The following is a 20,458-nucleotide window of genomic DNA, read 5'->3' on the forward strand; positions in this document are numbered from 1 at the left end:
GCTATAACCGATGCCCGAAGCCACCCAGCCAACCGGAGCCGTCGAGCTGCGATTTGTCCCGGTGGCCCTGGGGGATCCGCTGGCTCGGCCGTTGCTGACGGAACTGGCCGCCGAATACGCGCAGCGATACGGTGTCGAGCCGCCCGCCGTGCTGGCCTGGCTGCAGGACGGCGCGGCGCTCGAGTTCGCCCCGCCCGATGGCGGCATGCTGATCGGGCTGCAGGATGGGCGCCCGGTCACCGGCGGAGCATTTTGCCGACTTGACCCTGACACGGCCGAACTCAAGCGCATCTGGACGCACCGCGAACATCGCCGCCGCGGACACGCTCGAGCATTGCTGGCCAGGTTGGAGGGCGAGATCGCCGATCGCGGCTATCGGAAGGTCTATTTGGTGACCGGCAATCGTCAGCCGGAGGCCGAAGAGCTTTACCGGGCTTGCGGATACACCCGGCTGCCTGCACCGCTGCCTTCGGAGGGCCCGGTTCTGCCCATCGCGTTCGGCAAGGTGCTGCCATGACGCGCCCGCTGCATCTGGGCGTGGCGCTGGACGGGTACGGGTGGCACCCGCAGGCATGGCAAACGACTTTGGCCGCCGACGCACAGACCCGGTCGGTGCTTAGCGGTGACTACTGGGCCGATCTGGCGATCACAGGCGAACGCGGGCTGCTCGACTTCCTCACCATCGACGACACCTTGATGCCGCAGCCGGGCCGCCGCGAGCGGATCGACCCCAAGCGGCTGGCGGGGCGCGCCGACGCGGTGCTGGTGGCCGCCCGCATTGCCCCGCTGACGCGGCACATCGGGCTGATTCCGGTGGCCACGGTAACCCATACCGAGCCCTTCCATATCTCCAAAGCCATTGCCACTCTTGACTATGTCTCGCACGGCCGGGCGGGCTGGCAGGCTCGGGTCAGCGCAACGACGCACGAAGCGGCCCTGTTCGGCCGTCGTATTGTGCACCGCGGCGAGTCATCCGCCGAGGCTTTCGGCGAGGCCCGCGACTTTGTCGAAGTGGTGCGCAAGCTCTGGGACAGCTGGGAGGATGACGCGGTCATCCGCGATGTGACCACCGGTCGATACATCGACCGGGACAAGGTGCACTACATCGATTTCGTCGGAACATACTTCTCGGTCAAGGGCCCCTCGATAACCCCGCGCCCGCCGCAAGGCCAGCCGGTGGTGGCTGCCCTGGCGCATGCGGGGCCCATCTATGAATTTGCCGCGGCCAACGCCGACGTCGTGTTCATGACGCCCACCGACGAAGACTCGCTGCGCAGCATCCTCGCCGAAGTGCGGGCAACCGGTGCGGCGCTGAAAGTGTTTGCTGACGTGGTGGTTTCGTTGCATGATGGCGCCGACTTCAGATCTGATGCGCTGGTCTGGGCGGGCAGCCCCACCGAGTTGGTCGAGATGCTGCTGGATTGGCAACGCCTCGGCATCGACGGAGCCCGATTGCGGCCCGCCGTCAACGCCACCGACCTGGCCGGCATTGTCGACGAGGTGGTGCCGCTGTTGCAGCGCGCGGGGTGCTTCCGCACCGGCTATCGGGACAGCGAAACACTGCGGGAGCGACTTGGCCTGCCCCCGGCGCCCAACCGCTATGCGGCGGTGAGCCGATGATCCCGCTGTCCATCCTGGATCTGTCGCCGATCAGCTCCGGCAGCACTGCCGCGACCGCGCTGCGCAACACCATCGAGCTGGCTCAGCACGCCGAGCGGTGGGGCTATCGCCGCTTTTGGGTCGCCGAGCACCACTTTGTGGCTGTCGCCAGTGCGTCACCGGCCGTACTGATCGGACAAATCGCCGCGGCCACCAATCGAATCCGGGTGGGATCGGCGGCCGTTCAACTCAGCCACACCACTGCGGCCGCGGTCGTCGAGAGCTTCGGCATGCTTGATGCTTTCCATCCCGGACGGATCGACCTGGGCGTCGGCCGATCGGCGCAGCGACGCGGTGTGAAGCCGAGAGACCCAGCCAAATCCCTTGCCCCACAACCTGCTTGGGAGTGGCGGGAAATCGATGGCGTGGTGATCCCGCCGCCGTTCGACCTGCGTACGTTGATATCGGGCGGCCGGGTCCAAGCCACCATGGCGATCCTGCAGCAACCCGAGGCCGTCGCGCCCGACTTCGCTGAGCAGGTCGGCGACATCCTCGCGCTGCTGGCCGGCACCTACCGGGCGGAGGGTTTTGACGTACATGCGGTGCCGGGTGAGAATGCGGCACTTACTCCGTGGATCTTCGGCAGCAGCAAGGGGCGAAGCGCCCAGTTCGCCGGCGCGCTGGGGCTGCCCTTCGTGGCCAGCTATCACCTCACCCCGGCCACCGCGCTGGAAGCCATCGAGACCTATCGCGATGCGTTTGTTCCGTCGGCGGCGCTGCAGCGCCCATACGTCGTCGTGTCGGCCGACATCGTTGTTGCCCAAGACTCGGCGACCGCGCGGCGGTTGGCATCCAGCTACGGCCACTGGGTGTATTCGATTCGGGCTGTTGGCAGCGCCGCCCCCTACCCGGATCCCGACGACTGCGCCGCGCTGACCGATGACCAGCTTGCGGAGGTGTCCGATCGACTGGCGACGCAATTCGTCGGTAACCCGGACGAGGTTACCGAGCGGATGCTGGCCTTACAGCGGGTCGCCGGCGCGGACGAACTCGTCGTGACCTCGGTAACGCACGGGCACCAAGACCGACTTCGTTCCCATGAGCTGATTGCACGGCGTTGGGGGCTGTGGTCATGATCCGCAAACCGGTTCACCTGGCCGCCCACTTCCCGGGCGTCAATAACACCACCGTGTGGGCCGATCCCGGCGCGGGCAGCCAGATCGAGTTCGAATCGTTTGTGCACCTTGCCCGTACCGCCGAACGCGGGTTGTTCGACTTCTTCTTTTTGGCCGAGGGCCTGCGGCTGCGTGAGCACCGTGGCCGAATGCACGACCTGGATGTGGTGGGACGCCCCGATACTTTTACCCTGCTAGCAGCTCTGGCGGGGGTCACCGACCGGATCGGTCTGACCGGTACGATCAACACGACCTTCAACGAACCATTCGAATTGGCAAGGCAATTCGCGACGCTGGATCACTTGTCCGAGGGGCGCGCCGGCTGGAACATCGTCACCTCGTCGGACGCCTTCACCGGGGCTAACTTCCGGCGCGGCGGCTATCTCGATCATGCTGACCGCTACCAGCGGGCCGAGGAGTTTTTGACCGTAGCCCGAAAGTTCTGGGACAGCTGGGCGCCCGGCGCGGTGCTGGCCGACATCGAGAACGGCGACTACGTTGATCCGGAGCGGATACGCAGCGTCGAACACTCGGGCCCGCAGTTCGAGGTGCGTGGATTCGCCACCCTGCCGGCGGGACCGCAGGGGCACCCGGTGTTGTTGCAAGCCGGCGATTCCGAGCAGGGGCGTGCTTTCGGCGCCAGGCATGCCGATGCCATGTTCACCCTGCACCCGTCATTGCAGGACGGCCAACGCTACTACGCCGACGTCAAAGGGCGGGCGCGGTCCTACGGGCGAGATCCCGACCAGCTCAAGGTTTTTCCGGCGGCAACCTTTGTCATCGGCGATACCCCGGACCAGGCGGGGGAAAAGGCCCGCCAGATCAGTTACCAGCAGGTCAGTGGCGCGACCGCGATCGCGATGCTCGAGCAGGTATGGGGTCGTGATCTCTCAGATCATGATCCGGACGGTTCACTACCCGACATCGACCCGACCGCCGATGCCGCCATCAGTCAGGGGCGGGTCCGCCATGCCGATCCGGTCGCCGTCGCCCGCCGGTACCGCGAGCGCTCCCAGGCCGAGAACCTCTCGATCCGTGAGCTGGTCATCGCGGTGACCAGCCGTCAGCAGTTCGTCGGTACCCCCTCGCACATCGCCGACGAGATCGACCGCTACGTCCAGGCCGATGCCTGTGACGGGTTCATCCTGGTGCCACATCTGACACCGCACGGTCTGGATGAATTCGTCGACCGGGTGGTGCCGCTACTGCAGGAGCGCGGCGCCTTTCGCACTGCCTACACCGGTCAGACGCTGCGAGACCATCTGGGGCTTGCGGGTTTGCCAAGCTAGTGGGCGTGGCCACCAGAACCAGCGGCCCAATAGCGTTGCGACGGCGGGCATCATGAACGATCGCACGACGAGGGTGTCGAACAGCAGCCCGATCATGATCGTGGTGCCGATCTGGCCCACCACGCGCAGATCGCTGAACAGCATCGAGCCCATGGTGAAAGCGAACACCAGGCCGGCGGTGGTGACGACGCGCCCGGTGCTGGCCATCGATCGAATCATGCCGGTTTTGAGGCCGGCACCGATTTCCTCCCGAAACCGGGCGACCAATAGCAGGTTGTAATCCGAACCGACGGCCAGCATGACGATGATGGCCATCGGTAGCACGAGCCAGTGCAAGGGCATATGCAGGATGTGTTGCCAGATGAGCACGGACAGCCCAAACGCTGAGCCCAGCGAGAGGGCGACTGTGCCGACGATGACCGCGGAGGCGACCGGGCTTCGGGTGATGCCCAGCATGATGATGAAGATCAGGCAGAGCGCGGCAACGACCACGATCATCAGGTCATACGTGGTGCCGTCGTGGATGTCCTTGAATGTCGCCGCGGTGCCGGCCAGGTAGATGTGAGCCGCCTGCAGCGGCGTTCCCTTCACGGCCTCGTCGGCGGCCAGCATGATCTTGTCGATATGTGAGATGCCTTCGGCGGTAGCGGGATCACCCATGTGGGTGATGACGAATCTGGCCGAGGCGCCGTCGGGGGACAGGAACAGCGTCAGTCCGCGCTGAAAGTCTGGGTTCTGGAAGGCTTCCGGTGGCAGGTAGAAGGAGTCGTCGTTTTTTGACCCGTCCAGTGCCTGGCCCATCTGGGTCGAGTTGCGGGTCATGTCCTCCATTTGAGTGACCAGTGCCGAGAAGGTGCTGGCCAGGGTTTGGGCAAGCGTTTTGACGGTCTGCATCGTGGCGATCAACTGGGGTAGTTGCGCGAGCAGCTGTGGCTGGATCATGTCGATTCGATCCGTGGCACGAGCCATACCGCCGACGTCCTCGCTGAGCTTGTCGACACCGTCGATGGCGTCGAACAGGGACCGCAGCGACGCGCAGATCGGGATATCGAAGCAATGGCGTTGCCAGTGCAGATAGTTTCGAATCGGCCGCCACGTGTCGTCGAAGTCCGCGAGTTGGTCACGGAACTCGTTGGTGTTCTGCTCCATCTGCCGGGTATGAGCGGTGATGTCGTGGTTTGCCTTGGTGAGCTGTCGGGTTAGGTATTCCTGACGCTGGGTGATGTCGATGATGCGTTGAATCTGATCGGTCAGCGTGGACAGATCGGTGACGCGTTCTTTGAGGTCGCTGAGGTTCTCGAGTGTCACCGCGCTTTGCATGTTGAGCTGGAACGGGATCGAACTGTGCTCGATGGGGGAACCCAACGGCCTGGTGATGCCCTGTACTCGGGCGATGCCGGGGGTGTGGAAGATGCCTCTGGCGATTCTGTCCAGGATCAGCATGTCTGTGGGGTTGCGCAGGTCGTGGTCCGCCTCGACCATCAGAAGCTCTGGCTCCATGCGGGCTGGTGGAAAATGCCGGTCCGACGCTCGGTAGCCGATGTTGGAGGGTGCGTCGGCGGGGATGTAATGGCGCTCGTCGTAATTGGTCTCGTACTTGGGCAAGGCGAGCAACCCGATCAGCGATATCAGCAGGGTGGCCACCAGCACCGGGCCGGGCCAGCGGACCACGATGGTTCCGATGCGTCGCCAGCGGCGGGTGGTGGTCGCGCGCTTGGGGTCGAACGCACCGAAGCGGCTGGTGAGCACGATCACGGCGGGCGCGAAGGTCAGTGAGGCCAGGACTACCACGAACAGACCTATCGAGCACGGCAGTGCGAGGGTTTGAAAGTAGGGAAGCCGGGTGAAACTCAGGCAGTACATCGCGCCGGCGACGGTCAGCCCCGAGGCCAGGACCACGTGACCAGTGCCGCGAAACATGGTGTAGTAGGCCAGTTCTCGATCCTGGCCAGCAGTTACCGCCTCCTGGTAGCGTCCGACCAGAAAGATGATGTAGTCCGTTGATGCGGCTATCGCCAGTGCCACTAGGACATTGACGGTAAACGTCGACAGGTCCATCAAGCCGTTGGTGGCAAGCATCGCGATGACGCCCCGGACCGTGATGAGTTCAATCCCGACCGTCAGTAGGGTGAAAAGAACCGTCCAAAGTGAGCGGTAGGTAATTGCCAACATCAGTGCGATCACCGCGATGCTGATACCGGTAATCACTTGCAGGCTTCGGTCGCCGTAGATGACGCGATCGGCGCCTAGCGGGCCCGGGCCGGTTAGATATGCCTTGATACCGGGCGGCGGCGGCATGTCGCCGATGATGCGTTGCACAGCGGTGACCGACTCGTTGGCTTGCGAGCCGCCCTGATCCCCGGCGAGATAGAGCTGGACGTAGGCGGCTTTGCCGTCGGCGCTCTGCGAGCTGGCCGCGGTGAGCGTATCGCCCCAGAAGTTATCGATATGTTCGACATGAATCTTGTCTTGTGCCAGCTTGCCGACGAGCCTGTCGTAGTAGCTGTGCGCGTCCTCGCCCAATTCGTGCTGCACTTCCAACACCACCATCGCTATGGTGTCGGACTCGAATTGCTGAAAGTTCTTGCCGATGCGCTTCATTGCGAGTAGCGACGGAGCGTCGTGTGGCCCCAGCGCCACCGAATGCGCCTTGACGACCGCTTGCAGTTGCGGTGCGATGACATTCACGAGGACGGCGAGTCCCACCCAGAACAAGACGATCGGCAGCGACAATCTCCGCACCCACCGGGCGGCGCCAAGTAGGTACCCGGTTGAATTCAAGGAACTCATGCCGATTTCACCAGGCAGCTTGTATGAGCGTTGTATGACTCGACTTCCCGTTCGGCGCGGACCACGCCATTGACGGTGATGCGACAACCCAAAGATGTACTGTCGCTTCGCGCCACCACATTTGCGATGACGGCTGAAAGTGTGGTCACGACGGTAAGCGACCACGGTATCGCCGCATTGGTGACTTCGTGTGGTTGGGCCTCGGCGTCCAGGTAGTTGATGGTGGCCAACGATCCTGGCGGGCCGGTGACTTCGTATAGGACGCGTTTCGGATTAAATGCAACAATCGAATCGGCATTGCTGGAGCCCGGCCGATTCCGAGGCGAGCCGAATGCTCCGTGTAGTCGCACAACGACGGCGGCCCCAACCGCGACAACGATGATCATCACGGTCGGTATCCACATGCGCCTGATAACGCCGATCATTGCACTCCCTGGTCACGCCACATTAGCCAGCATCGCGATACGAGAGATTACCCTACCGCGGGGGAGTCAACGTGTTCGGTACTTCGCCATTCATGCTGCAGTGCGCTGGCTCTGCAATTATGCTACCCCTACGAATTGTGTGGTGACCGTGATGCATCAAGTCAAGATGCCTGCGAAACCTGGTTCATGCATCAGGTAAGGAATGCCCGCGAAATCGGGGTCAGGTGGTGGTCTTGCTTTTGATGCGGATGCCGGCTTTGAGGGCGGGTAGAGCGGCGGGTATGGCGGCGAGGTAGAGCTGTTCGGTCTTGTCTTTGGCGAGTCTGAGCAGGGCGGCTTGCAGGTCGGCGATCTGGTGGGCGATCGCGGCGGGGTTGAGGCTGTTGCGGTAGGTGAGCAGCTCTGTTTGTTGGGCCGCTGAGAGGACTCCGGCGGCCAGCAGCCGGTCCAGGGGGGTCTGGGGCTTGTCGTAGAGCCGGCGGCGGTGACCGTCGCGGCTGCAGCCGTAGCTGATGGGTTTGATGGTGGGGGTCAGGTAGTTGAGCCGGTCGTTGACCAGGTGCCACAGCCGGTTGAGCACGGCGCGTTCTTCGTCGGTGTCGTAGCGGTAGTAGAACCCGTAGCGACGCACGAGGTGGTTGTTTTTGGACTCGATGGTGGCCTGGTCGTTCTTCTTGTAGGGTCGTGAGCGGGTGAAGAAGATCTCCATGTCCGCGGCCCACTTGATGACCGCCTTATTGAGGAATTCGGTGCCGTTGTCGAAGTCCAAACCCGTTACCTTATAGGGATTTTAGTAATTCCGGTTTTGAGGGCGCCCAGGATGTGGGGGTGGGCGTTGTTGCGCACCGTGCGGGTGAACACCCAGCCGATGTGCATGTCGGTGAGGTTGACCGTGCGGGCGAACTCACCTTTCAGTGTCGGGCCGCAGTGCGCCACGGTGTCGCCTTCGAAGAACCCGGAGATTCTTCGGCCTCATCGCCTGCTTTGCAGATGGTGATCGAGGACCGCAGCAGCGGGGAGGGTTTCGTCGTCGACACACCCGAGATCTGGTCGCGGGCCTTGGCGCCGCGCAGGTAGCGGTCGATCGTGGCGCTGCTCATCGCCAACAGCTCGGCACGCACCGCCGGGCCGTAACGGTCACGGCCGTCCACCAGTTCGCCGTGGCGTTCTAGAGCATCCAACTGAAGTGCCATGGAAGCGGCCAGGTACCGGCCGCACTGCCCGCCTGAGGCCGCCCACACCTTCTGCAACACCTTGAGCGCATCCTAGGAGTACTTCGGATTGCGTTGCCGGCGAGTCCGTTTGGCGACCTGCCGACCCGCTCCCGGCGGCGCGGCCGCCGCCCTCAACCGCCGCCGGGCGTTGTCACGCGACCAGCCGGTGACCGCCACCACCTGATCCAGAATCTGCCCCTTGTCCGCCTTCGGCGCCCCCACATACGCCCTGGCGAACTTCGCGGTGATCTCGGCCCGAGACGACATCGACAGCCCACTTCCCATGCCTGCCAAGGATCGACCGTTTCGCGGGCATTTTTACGTGATCCACCGAGGGCGCTTCGCGGGCATTTTTCGTGATGCTTGCCGGTGACTTGCCGCGAGCGCCAAGGGCGGTGTAAGAGTTGATTGGCGCAGGGGCGGTAGGGGCATCGCGCCGGGCGGCGTGGTACGAGCGGCGCTTAGTGGTGGTGGTTTTGGGGCGAGGGGGGGATTGTGGATGCACCGGAGTGTGTGATATACACTCGGCGACGAATTTTCTGTTTATGCATGTCGCGATGAATTTATGAGGTGTGCCGCGATGATGACCTACCGCAATCGCCTAGATCCACGTCGGCCACCGCGGTGTTGCCAGCGCCTCCGGGCCTGCCGACGCGATCGTGTTGGTGGTCTTTCTGCGCATTTCGCCGGGGGGTAGTTCGGGGCATTTTAGTATCAGAACGTGGGCAAAAGAAGTTGGAGGATTTTACTCATATGTCTCTTATTTCCAAGCTGCGCGAACTCGCGGAAGCCAAGCCCGACCATGAAGGCTTTGTGTTCACAGAATACGACACGAGAAGTGGTGACCGGACCAGCGCGCTGACCTGGCGACAGATCTATGTGCGTGCCTCCAATCTAGCTAGATACTTGAACAGCCTCAACGACGATCTTGAACGGCAGAAATTCGCGGCAATCTGCGCTCCGCAGGGGATTGAGTATATTGTCGGATTCCTCGGCGCACTTTTCGCTGGCTGGTGCCCCGTTCCGCTGCCGGAACCGCAGGGCGGTCTGCAGGACAAGCGCACCGGCCTCGCCCTGCTCGACTGCTCGGCCGCCGTGGTTCTCACTACTGTCAAAGGCGAGGACGCCGTTAGGGCCACGCTGGCCGCATATAGCCTGGCAGTGACCACTCCTGTGATAGCGCTGGATGCCTTTGAGGTGGCGGATTTCTCGCCGTCCGGCGCCAGTGACGTTTACGACTTTCGGCCCCCTGAAGGCGGGATGTATCTGCAGTAAACCTCCGGTTCCACTGGAAATCCCCGCGGCGCGCGAATATCTCTGGAAAACGTTGAGATAAACTTCCGGCAGTTCGCGAAAGCGGCTTTCCCGTTCAAGGGAACTGAGGTGAGTCTTCCGCGTTCTACAGTTTCCTGGCTGCCGCTCTACCATGACATGGGGCTGATGATTGGCCTACTCACTCCGGTTTATTGTGCTTGTCCATCTTTTTTTATGAGTCCGGCGGCATTTGTTCGCAAGCCGATTCGATGGATGCGGATGCTCGCCGAGCAGGATCAGCCTTCCACTGCAGCGCCGAATTTTGCGTTCGACTTGGCGACCAGTAGAATTTCCGACGCGGATATGTCGGGCTTAGACCTGGCGCATCTGAGTGCCATTTTCAACGGTGGCGAAAGGGTGCAGCCCAATACTGTTGACAGCTTTCTGGAGCGGTTTAGCCGGTATGGCCTACGGCCTGAGGCCGTAAGGCCGTCCTATGGAATGGCTGAAGCGGTGGTGTACGTGGCGATCTCGGAGGTTGGGACCCCGCCGGTATCGACTGAATTCGATGCTCAAAGCCTGGCCAACGGCCATGCTGAGCTAAAAGGCCCAGACGCCGAACACACGACGCGATTAGTTCGGTATCACAAGCTCGATGCGGACCCATTGGTGCGGATTGTGGATCCCGAGTCTTGTGTCGAACTGAGCCCCGGGGGCATCGGAGAGATTTGGGTCCATGGCGGCAACCTATCCAGCGGATATCACAACGTGGACAACGCCCTCAATAAAGAGAAGTTTCATGCGACGATACGTGACAAGTCGCCGGGAACTCCCCGGTCTCCGTGGCTTCGTACCGGGGACTTGGGGTTCGAATGGGATGGAGGATTTTACATAGTCGGCCGCAGCAAAGATTTGATAATTCAGGATGGTGTCAATCACTATCCAGACGATATTGAAAACACCGTCAAGGAATTTACCCGAGGTCGCGTCGCGGCGTTTTCGATAGCTGATGAGCGCAGCGAGCGGCTGGTGATTGTCGCCGAGGTAAAACCGACCGGCCCCGCATCCGGTTCATCCGGCGTGGAGCTGCCGCTGGTCAAGAAACGTGCGATGGCGGCATTGTCGCGGCTGCATGGTCTACACGTAGCGGATTTCCTATTTGTTCCACCGCAAGCGCTTCCGAAGACAACCAGTGGAAAGATCAGTCGATCGGCTTGCGCCAAACGCTATCTGTCCGCTGGGTTTGAGCAGCTCGAGGTGCCGCAGTGACGGACGGCCTGCACTCTGCAGAAGCCCTTCAAGAATGGTTTACCCACTACATAGCGGCACGAACGGGCTGCGACTCCGCCGAGGTCAATCTCGATCTGCCGCTCAGGGATCTGGGTCTGGGATCAATTGATGTCCTGGCGATCCCCGGTGAACTCTCCGACGTCCTTGGAATTTGCGTGCCCGATTTGGCTGTTTGGGACAATCCGAGTGCGCATGACGTGATCAAGAGCGTCCTGGGCGGCGACGGCTCGCAACGATCTGCAGACAGCGATACCGGTTGCGCTGTGCTGGGCAATGGACCAACAAACGAGCCGATCGCCGTGATCGGTGTGGCATGCAGGTTCTCCGGACAAGTCCACGGCGTAGAGCCGCTATGGGACTTTCTCGCCGAGAAGAAATCGGCAATCACCGAATATCCAGCTCGCAGGTTGGGTGCGGCGGCGGCGGACTGGCTCGGCGACGAACAAGAGACGATCTACGGCTGTTTCTTGGAAGACGTCGAAGGATTCGACAACAAGTTCTTTGACATTCCGCCGGATGAAGCCGCGCTGATGGATCCGCAACAGCGTTTGCTGCTGGAGACGTCATGGGCCGCGCTGGAGCACGCGGGGATTCTTCCCAAGACATTGAAGCTTTCTCACACCGGGGTATTTGTCGGGGTCTCGTCGACCGACTATGTGCGGCTCTTGTTCCCCGGCGGGCGAAAGCCCACCATTTGGGACAACACGGGTGGATCGTCAAGCATCATCGCCAACAGGCTTTCGTACTTCCTGGACGTGAACGGGCCGTCCCTCGTTATCGACACGGCTTGCTCATCGTCGCTGGTCGCCGCACACCTGGCCCGCAAGAGCCTGGCTTCGGGGGAATGCGACCTGGCCGTCGTGGCGGGAACAAACGTTCTTATCTCGCCGGAAGTATGGCGCGGATTTCAAGAAGCCGGCGTGGTGTCGCCCACCGGATCCTGCCGCGCTTTCGACGCGCGAGCCGACGGAATGGTGCGCGGTGAGGGGTGTGGCGTTGTCGTCCTGGAACGTCTCAGTGATGCGCGACGTGCCGGGCGAACCGTGCTGGCGGTCCTGACCGGTTCGGCAGTCAATCAGGATGGCCGGTCCAACGGGATCATGGCCCCCAATCCCAGAGCGCAGATTTCTGTTCTTGATAGCGCCTGCAAGTGTGCCGACATCGATCCCGCGGAAATCGACTATGTCGAAGCCCACGGCACCGGAACATCGGTGGGCGACAGGATCGAGGCGCACGCGCTAGGCCAAGTCTTTGGGCGCGGGCGACAGGCGGCCAAGCCCCTGATGATTGGCAGCATCAAGCCCAATATCGGGCATCTGGAAGGCGCAGCCGGAATCGCCGGCCTGATAAAGACCGTCTTGATGCTGGAGCGCGGACAGTTGTTGCCCAGCGGCGCGTTTGAGGTTCCGAACCCCAATATTCCGTTCGCAGAATTGGGACTTGCGGTCGTCGAAGAGTTTCAGGAGTGGCCGGCGGTGGTAGGGCGGCCGCGGCGGGCGGGGGTGTCCTCATTCGGTTTTGGTGGCACGAATGCGCATGTGATTGTTGAGCAGGCTGTTGAGGTGGGTGGGGGTGTTGTTGGCGGGGGTGTGTCCTCGGGTGCGGGTGTGTTGGCGTGGGTGGTGTCGGCGCGGACGGCGGCGGGGGTGGGTGCTCAGGCGGGGCGGTTGTTGGAGTTTGTGCGGGCTGGTCGGGAGCTTGATGCGGGGGATGTCGGGTATTCGTTGGTGACGACGCGGTCGTTGTTTGAGCATCGGGCGGTGGTGGTCGGTGCGGACCGTGATGAGTTGTTGGCGGGGTTGGCTGAGGTGGTTGAGGGCCGTCCGGGTGTTGGGGTGGCTAGTGGTGTGGCGATGCCGGGTGGCAAGACGGTTTTCGTGTTTCCCGGTCAGGGTGCGCAGTGGCTGGGTATGGGTCGGGAGTTGTGTGCGGGGTATCCGGTTTTCGCTGCGGCTTTTGATGCGGTGGTTGCTGAGTTGGATCGGCATTTGGCTCGTCCGTTGCGTGAGGTGGTGTGGGGTGCTGACGCGGAGCTGTTGAACACCACCGAGTTCGCGCAGCCGGCGTTGTTTGCCGTGGAGGTGGCGCTGTATCGGTTGTTGGAATCGTGGGGGATGCGGCCGGGTTTGGTGATGGGCCATTCGGTGGGGGAGTTGAGTGCTGCTCATGTCAGTGGGGTGCTGGATTTAGCGGATGCGGCGTTGTTGGTGGTGATGCGGGGGCGGTTGATGCAGGCGTTGCCCGGTGGTGGGGCGATGTATGCGGTGCAGGCTGGCGAGCAGGAGCTGCGGCCGTTGCTGGGTGAGCAGGTCAGTGTGGCCGCGGTCAATGGTCCGGGGTCGGTGGTGCTTTCCGGTGCCCGGGAGGCGGTCAGTGTGATCGCGGATCGGTTGGCGGCTCAGGGGCGGCGGGTGCGCCAGCTTGCGGTGTCGCATGCTTTTCATTCGGCGTTGATGGAGCCGATGCTCGAGCAGTTCCGGGCGGTGGCTGATGAGGTGTATGCGGGGCGGCCGGCTATTCCGGTGATCTCGAATGTGACCGGTCAGTTGGTGGCTGAGGATTACGGGTCGGCTGATTATTGGGTGCGCCACATTCGGGAGGCGGTGCGTTTTGCCGACAGTGTGGCTTTCGCGCATTCGGCGGGGGCTACCCGGTTTGTGGAGGTGGGGCCGGCCGGTGGTTTGACGTCATTGATCGAGGAGTCGTTGGCGCAGGCGCCGGTGGTGGCGGTGCCGACGTTGCGTAAGGATCGGCCCGAGCCTTTCGCTGTGGTGGGCGCGGTGGCGCAGGCGTTTGTCCGGGGTGCGGGTGTGGATTGGGCTTCGGTGTTGGCCGGGTGTGGGGGGCAGCGGGTGGGGTTGCCGACCTATGCCTTTGCCCATGAACGGTTTTGGCTGGCCGATCGGTTCGGGGTGGGTCAGCAGGTTTGTGTTGGGCAGGTGCTCGCCGATGAGGCCGGTCCGGGCGCCCACGAGGCTGCGGGCGCGGCGGTGGGCCAGGGGTTTGCCGCCCGGTTGCAGGGTTTGTCCGATGCCGAGCAGCAGGCGGCGGTGCTGGCGATGGTGTGTGAACACACCGCGGCGGTGTTGGGTCGTGACGGGGCAGCCCAGCTCGATGCCGGGCAGGCGTTTAGCGACGCCGGGCTCACCTCGCTGAGCGCGGTCGAGTTACGTAACCGGCTCAAGACCCTCACCGGGGTAACACTTTCAGCCACCACCGCCTTCGACTACCCCACCCCAACCCAACTAGCCGATCACCTGCTATCGCACCTACACCACCAAAACCCCACCGGTGCAACGCCAGAACTCGATCGAGTCGATGCGCTCACCGACCTGTTTCTTCAAACGTGCGACGCGGGTCGGGATGACGACGGCTGGAAGATCGTCGCGCTGGCGGCCAACGGCCGCGAGCGGATGACCACGCCGGTCCCAAAGCGGGAGTGGAAAGAGGTCGTCCTGCTAGCGGGCGGCCGATCGGATGTGGCCGTGGTGTGCCTGCCCACCTTGACAGTCCTGTCCAGTCCGCATGCGTATCTCGATGTTGCGCGTGCGATGGCGGGCCGCCATTCATTCCACGCTCTTTCGCTACCTGGTTTCGACCCCGACGACGCGTTGCCCCAAGACCGAGAGGTGGTTCTCGAAGGCGCCGCCCAGGCAATCCTTCATGCCGTGGGCGACCATCCGCATTTGGTGCTGGCCGGCTATTCCTCGGGTGGGGTGTTGGCCCATGCCCTCGCTTCCTATCTGGCCGAGCGACACCAACGGAAACCGCTGGGAGTCGCCCTCATCGACACCTATTTGCCGAGCCAGATCGTGAACGCCGACAACCCCGATCAGGTCGGCGTCAACGAAACAGGAGCCCTCTTTTCCCGGCGGGTGACCAGCATGGCCCGCGAGCTGGATCAACTGAATGCGACCCGGTTGACCGCTGCCGCAAGCTACGCCGCGCTCTTTGGTACCTGGGAACCCGTCGTGTCGGCTGTTCCGCTGCTCAACATGATCGCGATGGACGAAACAGCTGCCTGCGAGCGGGTGCGCGAAGAACGGATCAATCGCTGGCGAGTCGCCACCGCAGAGGCTTCCTACTCTGTGGTTGAAGTCCCCGGTGATCATTTCGACATGATCACCACATCCAGTGATGCGACAACGACGGCGCTTCACGGGTGGATTTCTGGGTTGATCCGCGCCGGGTAAAGGGCGTGATCGCAGATGCTGGCTCAGCGCTGGGCGCGAGCCCGGGCCTCCTCTGTGGCCAACCGAATTGGCCCGCGCCAGAGGCTCCCATGGCCGGGCGCCAAGGTGTCTGCTTCCAACTGGGCCAGCGTGGACAGGCTGCGGATGCACCTTTCCTGGACCTTGCTGAACACCGCCGGTAGCAGTTGGGGCCCCCGATGGCTCAGCATGGGATGACCGGTGATCAGTGCGTCGCCGCTGGCTAGGACGCCGTCGACCAGATATGAGCAATGTCCGCTGGTGTGACCCGGAGTGGGAATGGGTATCGGGTGACCTGGCAGGGCCGCAGCCACTTCGGCGCTCAGGGCCTGCGTGCTCGGAACGCCGGCGCGGCGTAGGCCGCCCCTAAACACCAGATGAATGCCCCACAACGCGGTGCGCGGGCGCCAACTGCGCAACACGACGTCGAGCGGTGAGGCGCTCTCGTGGTACTCACGCTTGGCGTGACCGACTTCGTTGGCATCGCAGTACACCGGGGTGCCGTGCTGGGCGGCGAACCAGATCGCGGTGCCCAGGTGATCGATGTGGGCGTGAGTCAGCAGGATCGCGCGTACGTCGCCGGGGCCGTAGCCCAGCGTGCGCAGCGACGTCAGCACGTTGTTGCGGTCGCCGGGATAGCCGGCATCGATCAGCATCACACCGGTCTCGTCGGTGACCAGCACCCAGTTGACCGCGGGTCCTTGGGCGAGATGGACCTTGTCGGTGACCTGGACGAGCTCCGTGCGCTGGTGGGGCATGCCCGCGAGTGTAGGACGGGCGCGGCGGGTCTCGACCGAGGGCGTGGAGCGATCGCGAGCGCGGCGGAGCCGGGCGCGGCGGGTCGCGACCGAGGGCGTGGAGCGATCGCGAGCGCGGCGGAGCCGGGCGCGGCGGGTTGCGACCGAGGGCCTACTCCTAGGCCGAGGGCCTAGGAGTAGAAAGAACTAGTGGCTGAACTGAAACTCGGATACAAGGCATCGGCCGAACAATTTGCGCCGCGTGAGCTCGTCGAGCTTGCCGTGGCCGCCGAAGCGCACGGCATGGACAGCGCCACCGTCAGCGACCACTTTCAGCCGTGGCGTCACGAAGGTGGGCACGCGCCGTTCTCGCTGGCCTGGATGACCGCGGTGGGCGAGCGGACCAAACGGCTGCAGCTGGGGACCTCGGTTTTGACCCCCACCTTCCGCTACAACCCCGCCGTCATCGCCCAGGCGTTTGCCACCATGGGCTGTCTCTACCCGGACCGGATCTTTCTCGGAGTGGGTACCGGTGAGGCGCTGAACGAGGTTGCCACCGGCTACCAGGGCGTCTGGCCCGAATTCAAGGAGCGATTCGCCCGGCTACGCGAATCGGTGCGGTTGATGCGCGAACTGTGGCGCGGCGACCGCGTCGACTTCGACGGCGAGTACTACCGGCTCCGATGGGCTTCGATCTACGACGTGCCGGAAGGGGGAGTGCCGATCTACATCGCCGCGGGCGGTCCGGCGGTGGCCAAGTATGCGGGCCGTGCCGGCGACGGTTTTATCTGCACCTCCGGCAAGGGCGAGGAGCTCTACAGCGAGAAGCTGATGCCAGCGGTCCGCGAAGGCGCCGCGATCAACAACCGCAATATCGACGACATCGACAAGATGATCGAAATCAAGATCTCCTACGATCCCGATCCCGAGCTGGCCTTGAACAACACTCGGTTCTGGGCGCCGCTGTCGCTGAGCGCCGAGCAGAAGCGCAGCATCGGGGACCCGATCGAGATGGAGGCGGCCGCCGAAGCGCTGCCCATCGAGCAGATCGCCAAGCGCTGGATCGTGGCCTCGGACCCCGACGAAGCCGTCGAGAAGGTCGGCCAGTACGTGGTCTGGGGTCTGAACCATCTGGTGTTGCACGCGCCCGGCCACGACCAGCTTCGGTTCCTGGAACTGTTCGAAAAGGACCTGGCCCCCAGGCTGCGGCGACTTGGCTGACCAACAGGTGTCGACCGGCTCGGGCGCCACCGGCATATACATCGCCGCCCCGGAACCGGAGAGCGGCAAGTCAACGATCGCCCTGGGGATCCTGCACAGATTGGCCGCCACCGTGGCCAAGGTCGGCGTGTTCCGGCCGATCACCCGCCGCGGCGAGCGTCGTGACTACATTCTCGAATTGCTGCTGGAGTAGACCACTGCCGGACTGTCCTACGAGCAATGCGTCGGCGTCACCTACCAACAGCTGCACGACGACCTCGAGGCCGCGATAGCGGACATCGTCGCCGCCTACCACGCGATGGCCGATGCGTGCGACGCGGTGGTGATCGTCGGCAGCGACTACACCGACGTCACCACGCCCACCGATCTGTCGGTCAACGCGCGCATCGCGGTCAACCTCGGAGCCCCGGTGCTGCTGGCCGTGAGGGCAAAAGGCCGTGACGCGGATCAGGTCTCCGGAGTCGTCGCGGTGTGCCTGGCCGAGCTGGCCGCACAGCACGCCCACACCGCGGCCGTGGTGGCCAACCGATGTGAGCCCGCGCAGTTGGCGGCCGTCGGTGATGCGTTGCGGGCCTTCGCCCCGCCCAGCTATGTGCTGCCCGAAGAACAGTTGTTGTCCGCGCCGACGGTGTCTGAGTTGGAGAAGTCCGTCAACGGAACACCGATCAGTGGCGATACCTCGCTGTGGGGCCGGGAGATCACCAGCCTGCTGGTCGCCGGGATGACCGCAGATCATGTACTGGAGCGATTGCGCGACGGCATGGCCGTGATAACTCCCGGTGACCGCTCCGATGTGGTGCTCGCCGTGGCCAGTGCCCATGCGGCCGAGGGCTTTCCATCGCTTTCCTGCATCGTCCTCAACGGCGGGTTCGAGTTGCACCCGTCGATCGCCTCGCTGGTTGCCGGACTGCGGCTGCGACTGCCCATCATCGGAACCGATCTGGGTACCTTTGACACCGCCAGCGCTGCCGCGACGGCTCGCGGCCGGGTCAAGGCGACGTCGCAGCGCAAGATCGACACCGCGCTGGGATTGATGGACCGCTACGTTGACATCGAGGATCTATTGGCGAAGCTTGCGATCCCGATCCCGACGGTCACCACACCGCAGATGTTCATGTACCGCGTGCAGCAGCAGGCGCGTTCGGATCGCCAGCGCATCGTCTTGCCCGAAGGTGAAGACGACCGGATTCTCAAATCCGCTGGTCGGCTATTGCAGCGCAACGTCGCCGATTTGACAATTCTCGGTGACGAGGCCGAAATCCGTTTGCGTGCAGCTGAACTCGGAGTCAGCCTGGATAGCGCCACGGTGATCGACCCGCGTGCCAGTAGCTTGTGCAACGAGTTCGCCGATCAGTATGCGCAGCTGCGTAAGGCCAAGGGGGTCACCCACGAGCAGGCCCGCGAGATCATGAACGACGCAACCTATTTCGGTACCATGCTGGTATACAACGGCATGGCCGACGGCATGGTCTCCGGCGCCGCACATACCATGGCCCACACGGTTCGCCCCGCGCTGCAGATCATCAGAACCGTTCCGGGCGTGTCCACCGTCTCCAGCATCTTCTTGATGTGCCTGCCCGATCGGGTGCTGGCGTGCGGTGACTGCGCGATCATCCCGAACCCGACCGTCGAGGAGCTGGCCGATATCGCTATCTGTTCGGCGCGCACCGCCGCGCAGTTCGGCGTCGAGCCGCGAGTGGCCATGGTCTCCTACTCCACCGGCGCATCAGGATCCGGGGTGGACGTCGACAAGGTAAGAGCGGCAACCGAACTAGTGCGCGAAAGGGATCCGCAGCTAATGGTGGAAGGCCCCATACAGTACGACGCCGCGGTGGACCTGTCGGTCGCGGCTACCAAAATGCGCGATTCTGCGGTTGCCGGCCGGGCGACGGTGCTGATCTTCCCGGATCTCAACACCGGCAGCAACACCTATAAGGCGGTGCAGCGCAGCGCCGGTGCGGTGGCGATCGGCCCGGTACTGCAGGGCCTGCGCAAGCCGGTCAACGACTTGTCCCGGGGTGCTCTGGTGGAGGACATTGTCAACACCGTCGCCATCACCGCAATTCAAGCTCAGGGTGTTCATGAGCGCTAGCCGTCCGAATCGTGTTGTGCTGGTCCTCAACTCTGGATCCTCATCCCTGAAGTTTCAGCTCGTCGAACCCGATTCCGGTATGTCACGGGCGACCGGAAACATCGAGCGCATCGGCGAAGAATCGTCATCGGTGCCCGACCACGACGCGGCCCTGCGCCGAGTGTTCGAGATCTTGGCCGAAGACGACATCGACCTTCAGTCCTGCGGCCTGGTCGCGGTGGGTCATCGGGTAGTGCACGGCGGCAAGGACTTTTACGAACCGACGCTGCTCAACGATGCGGTGATCGGCAAGCTCGATGAGCTATCGCCGCTGGCCCCGCTGCACAATCCGCCCGCGGTGTTGTGCATCAGGGTGGCGCGTGCGTTGTTGCCCGACGTCCCGCACATCGCGGTCTTCGACACCGCCTTCTTTCACCAGCTCCCGCCCGCGGCGGCCACCTACGCCATCGATCGCGAGTTGGCGGACGTCTGGAAAATTCGCCGCTATGGCTTCCACGGGACATCCCATGAGTACGTCAGCCAACAGGCCGCGGAATTCCTGGGCAAGCCTATTGGTGATCTGAATCAGATTGTGCTGCATCTGGGTAACGGCGCGTCGGCTTCAGCGGTTGCGGGAGGACGGCCGGTGGAGACGTCGATGGGTCTGACGCCGCTTGAGGGTTTGGTGATGGGCACCCGCAGCGGTGACTTGGACCCCGGGGTTATTGGATACCTTTGGCGCACCGCAAAGTTGGGTGTTGATGAGATCGAATCAATGCTCAACCACCGGTCCGGGATGTTGGGGTTGGCAGGCGAGCGGGACTTTCGCCGGCTTAGGGCAATGATCGACGCCGGCGACCCGGCGGCCGAATTGGCTTACGACGTCTTCATTCACCGGCTGCGCAAGTACGTTGGCGCTTACCTGGCGGTGCTGGGCCACACCGACGTGGTGAGCTTTACCGCCGGGATCGGCGAGCACGACGCGGCGGTGCGCCGAGACGCCCTGGCCGGGATGGCCGAACTAGGGATCAGCCTGGATGAGGGGCGCAACGCCTGCCCGTCCGGTGGCGCGCGCCGGATCTCCGCCGACGACTCGCCGGTCACCGTTTTGGTGATACCGACCAACGAAGAACTGGCTATTGCCCGGCATTGCTGCTCGGTGTTGGTCGCCGTATAGGAAGC

14 protein-coding genes and 2 pseudogenes are annotated in these 20,458 nt (G+C 63.4%); 9 read left to right on the forward strand and 7 right to left on the reverse strand.

Going from position 1 to position 20,458, the window contains the following annotated elements; genetic code table 11:
* Nucleotides 1–10 precede the first annotated feature (10 nt).
* The 4 genes from G6N41_RS10900 to G6N41_RS10915 are packed head-to-tail and all read left to right on the forward strand — an operon-like array spanning nucleotide 11 to nucleotide 4,063.
* Nucleotides 11–517, forward strand: a complete 507-nt coding sequence (locus G6N41_RS10900) for a GNAT family N-acetyltransferase (RefSeq protein WP_198967351.1) — start codon at nucleotides 11–13, stop codon at nucleotides 515–517.
* Entirely contained in the window at nucleotides 514–1,620 is a 1,107-nt protein-coding gene (locus tag G6N41_RS10905; protein ID WP_198967352.1) for an LLM class flavin-dependent oxidoreductase, read from the forward strand. Before G6N41_RS10900 ends, G6N41_RS10905 begins: the two co-directional genes overlap by 4 nt.
* Complete coding sequence (locus tag G6N41_RS10910) at nucleotides 1,617–2,735, forward strand: LLM class flavin-dependent oxidoreductase (RefSeq protein ID WP_198967353.1); 1,119 nt, start codon at nucleotides 1,617–1,619, stop codon at nucleotides 2,733–2,735. The genes G6N41_RS10905 and G6N41_RS10910 overlap by 4 nt, the downstream gene beginning before the upstream one ends.
* Complete coding sequence (locus G6N41_RS10915; protein ID WP_198967354.1) at nucleotides 2,732–4,063, forward strand: NtaA/DmoA family FMN-dependent monooxygenase; 1,332 nt, start codon at nucleotides 2,732–2,734, stop codon at nucleotides 4,061–4,063. The genes G6N41_RS10910 and G6N41_RS10915 overlap by 4 nt, the downstream gene beginning before the upstream one ends.
* Here the strand turns inward: G6N41_RS10915 and G6N41_RS10920 are convergent.
* The 6 genes from G6N41_RS10920 to G6N41_RS10945 all read right to left on the reverse strand — a co-directional run bounded on the left by G6N41_RS10920 (nucleotide 3,977) and on the right by G6N41_RS10945 (nucleotide 8,759).
* Nucleotides 3,977–6,853, reverse strand: coding sequence for an MMPL/RND family transporter (locus G6N41_RS10920; protein ID WP_198967355.1), 2,877 nt, complete (start codon nucleotides 6,851–6,853; stop codon nucleotides 3,977–3,979). The two genes, G6N41_RS10915 and G6N41_RS10920, sit on opposite strands and share 87 nt — an antisense overlap.
* On the reverse strand, nucleotides 6,850–7,278 hold the full coding sequence (locus tag G6N41_RS10925; RefSeq protein WP_198967356.1) for an MmpS family transport accessory protein: 429 nt from the start codon (nucleotides 7,276–7,278) through the stop codon (nucleotides 6,850–6,852). The genes G6N41_RS10920 and G6N41_RS10925 overlap by 4 nt, the downstream gene beginning before the upstream one ends.
* Before the next feature lie 220 nt (nucleotides 7,279–7,498).
* Complete coding sequence (locus tag G6N41_RS10930) at nucleotides 7,499–8,047, reverse strand: hypothetical protein (protein WP_231608476.1); 549 nt, start codon at nucleotides 8,045–8,047, stop codon at nucleotides 7,499–7,501.
* A 5-nt stretch (nucleotides 8,048–8,052) separates the two neighbouring features.
* Nucleotides 8,053–8,214: a hypothetical protein gene (locus G6N41_RS10935; RefSeq protein ID WP_198913342.1), complete on the reverse strand. Its 162-nt coding sequence runs from the start codon at nucleotides 8,212–8,214 to the stop codon at nucleotides 8,053–8,055.
* A complete protein-coding gene (locus G6N41_RS10940; RefSeq protein WP_198966675.1) occupies nucleotides 8,190–8,471 on the reverse strand; it encodes a hypothetical protein in 282 nt (93 codons plus the stop codon). Before G6N41_RS10940 ends, G6N41_RS10935 begins: the two co-directional genes overlap by 25 nt.
* Nucleotides 8,472–8,543: 72 nt before the next feature.
* Nucleotides 8,544–8,759, reverse strand: coding sequence for a hypothetical protein (locus tag G6N41_RS10945; RefSeq protein ID WP_198968062.1), 216 nt, complete (start codon nucleotides 8,757–8,759; stop codon nucleotides 8,544–8,546).
* Nucleotides 8,760–9,245: 486 nt separating this feature from the next.
* Between G6N41_RS10945 and G6N41_RS10950 the strand changes: the two are divergent.
* Together G6N41_RS10950 and G6N41_RS10955 are read left to right on the forward strand one after the other, a co-directional pair.
* Nucleotides 9,246–11,015, forward strand: a pseudogene (locus G6N41_RS10950) (AMP-binding protein).
* Nucleotides 11,012–15,229: a type I polyketide synthase gene (locus G6N41_RS10955; protein WP_198967357.1), complete on the forward strand. Its 4,218-nt coding sequence runs from the start codon at nucleotides 11,012–11,014 to the stop codon at nucleotides 15,227–15,229. The pseudogene G6N41_RS10950 and the gene G6N41_RS10955 overlap by 4 nt, the downstream one beginning before the upstream one ends.
* Nucleotides 15,230–15,252: 23 nt before the next feature.
* On the opposite strand, the gene G6N41_RS10960 is transcribed toward G6N41_RS10955, so the two are convergent.
* A complete protein-coding gene (locus tag G6N41_RS10960; protein WP_198967358.1) occupies nucleotides 15,253–16,005 on the reverse strand; it encodes an MBL fold metallo-hydrolase in 753 nt (250 codons plus the stop codon).
* 189 nt (nucleotides 16,006–16,194) lie between these two features.
* On the opposite strand from G6N41_RS10960, the gene fgd reads away from it, so the two are divergent.
* From fgd to G6N41_RS10975, 3 genes and pseudogenes are all read left to right on the forward strand, one after another.
* Nucleotides 16,195–17,205 carry a glucose-6-phosphate dehydrogenase (coenzyme-F420) gene (fgd, locus tag G6N41_RS10965; protein ID WP_198967359.1) on the forward strand — a complete coding sequence of 337 codons (1,011 nt, stop codon included), beginning with the start codon at nucleotides 16,195–16,197 and terminating at the stop codon, nucleotides 17,203–17,205.
* A gap of 7 nt (nucleotides 17,206–17,212) precedes the next feature.
* Nucleotides 17,213–19,297: pseudogene (gene pta, locus G6N41_RS10970) on the forward strand (phosphate acetyltransferase).
* On the forward strand, nucleotides 19,287–20,453 hold the full coding sequence (locus tag G6N41_RS10975; protein WP_198967360.1) for an acetate kinase: 1,167 nt from the start codon (nucleotides 19,287–19,289) through the stop codon (nucleotides 20,451–20,453). The pseudogene pta and the gene G6N41_RS10975 overlap by 11 nt, the downstream one beginning before the upstream one ends.
* Nucleotides 20,454–20,458 lie beyond the last annotated feature (5 nt).

This window comes from Mycobacterium shottsii (genome assembly GCF_010728525.1).
In the GTDB taxonomy this organism is placed as follows: Bacteria; Actinomycetota; Actinomycetes; order Mycobacteriales; family Mycobacteriaceae; genus Mycobacterium; species Mycobacterium marinum.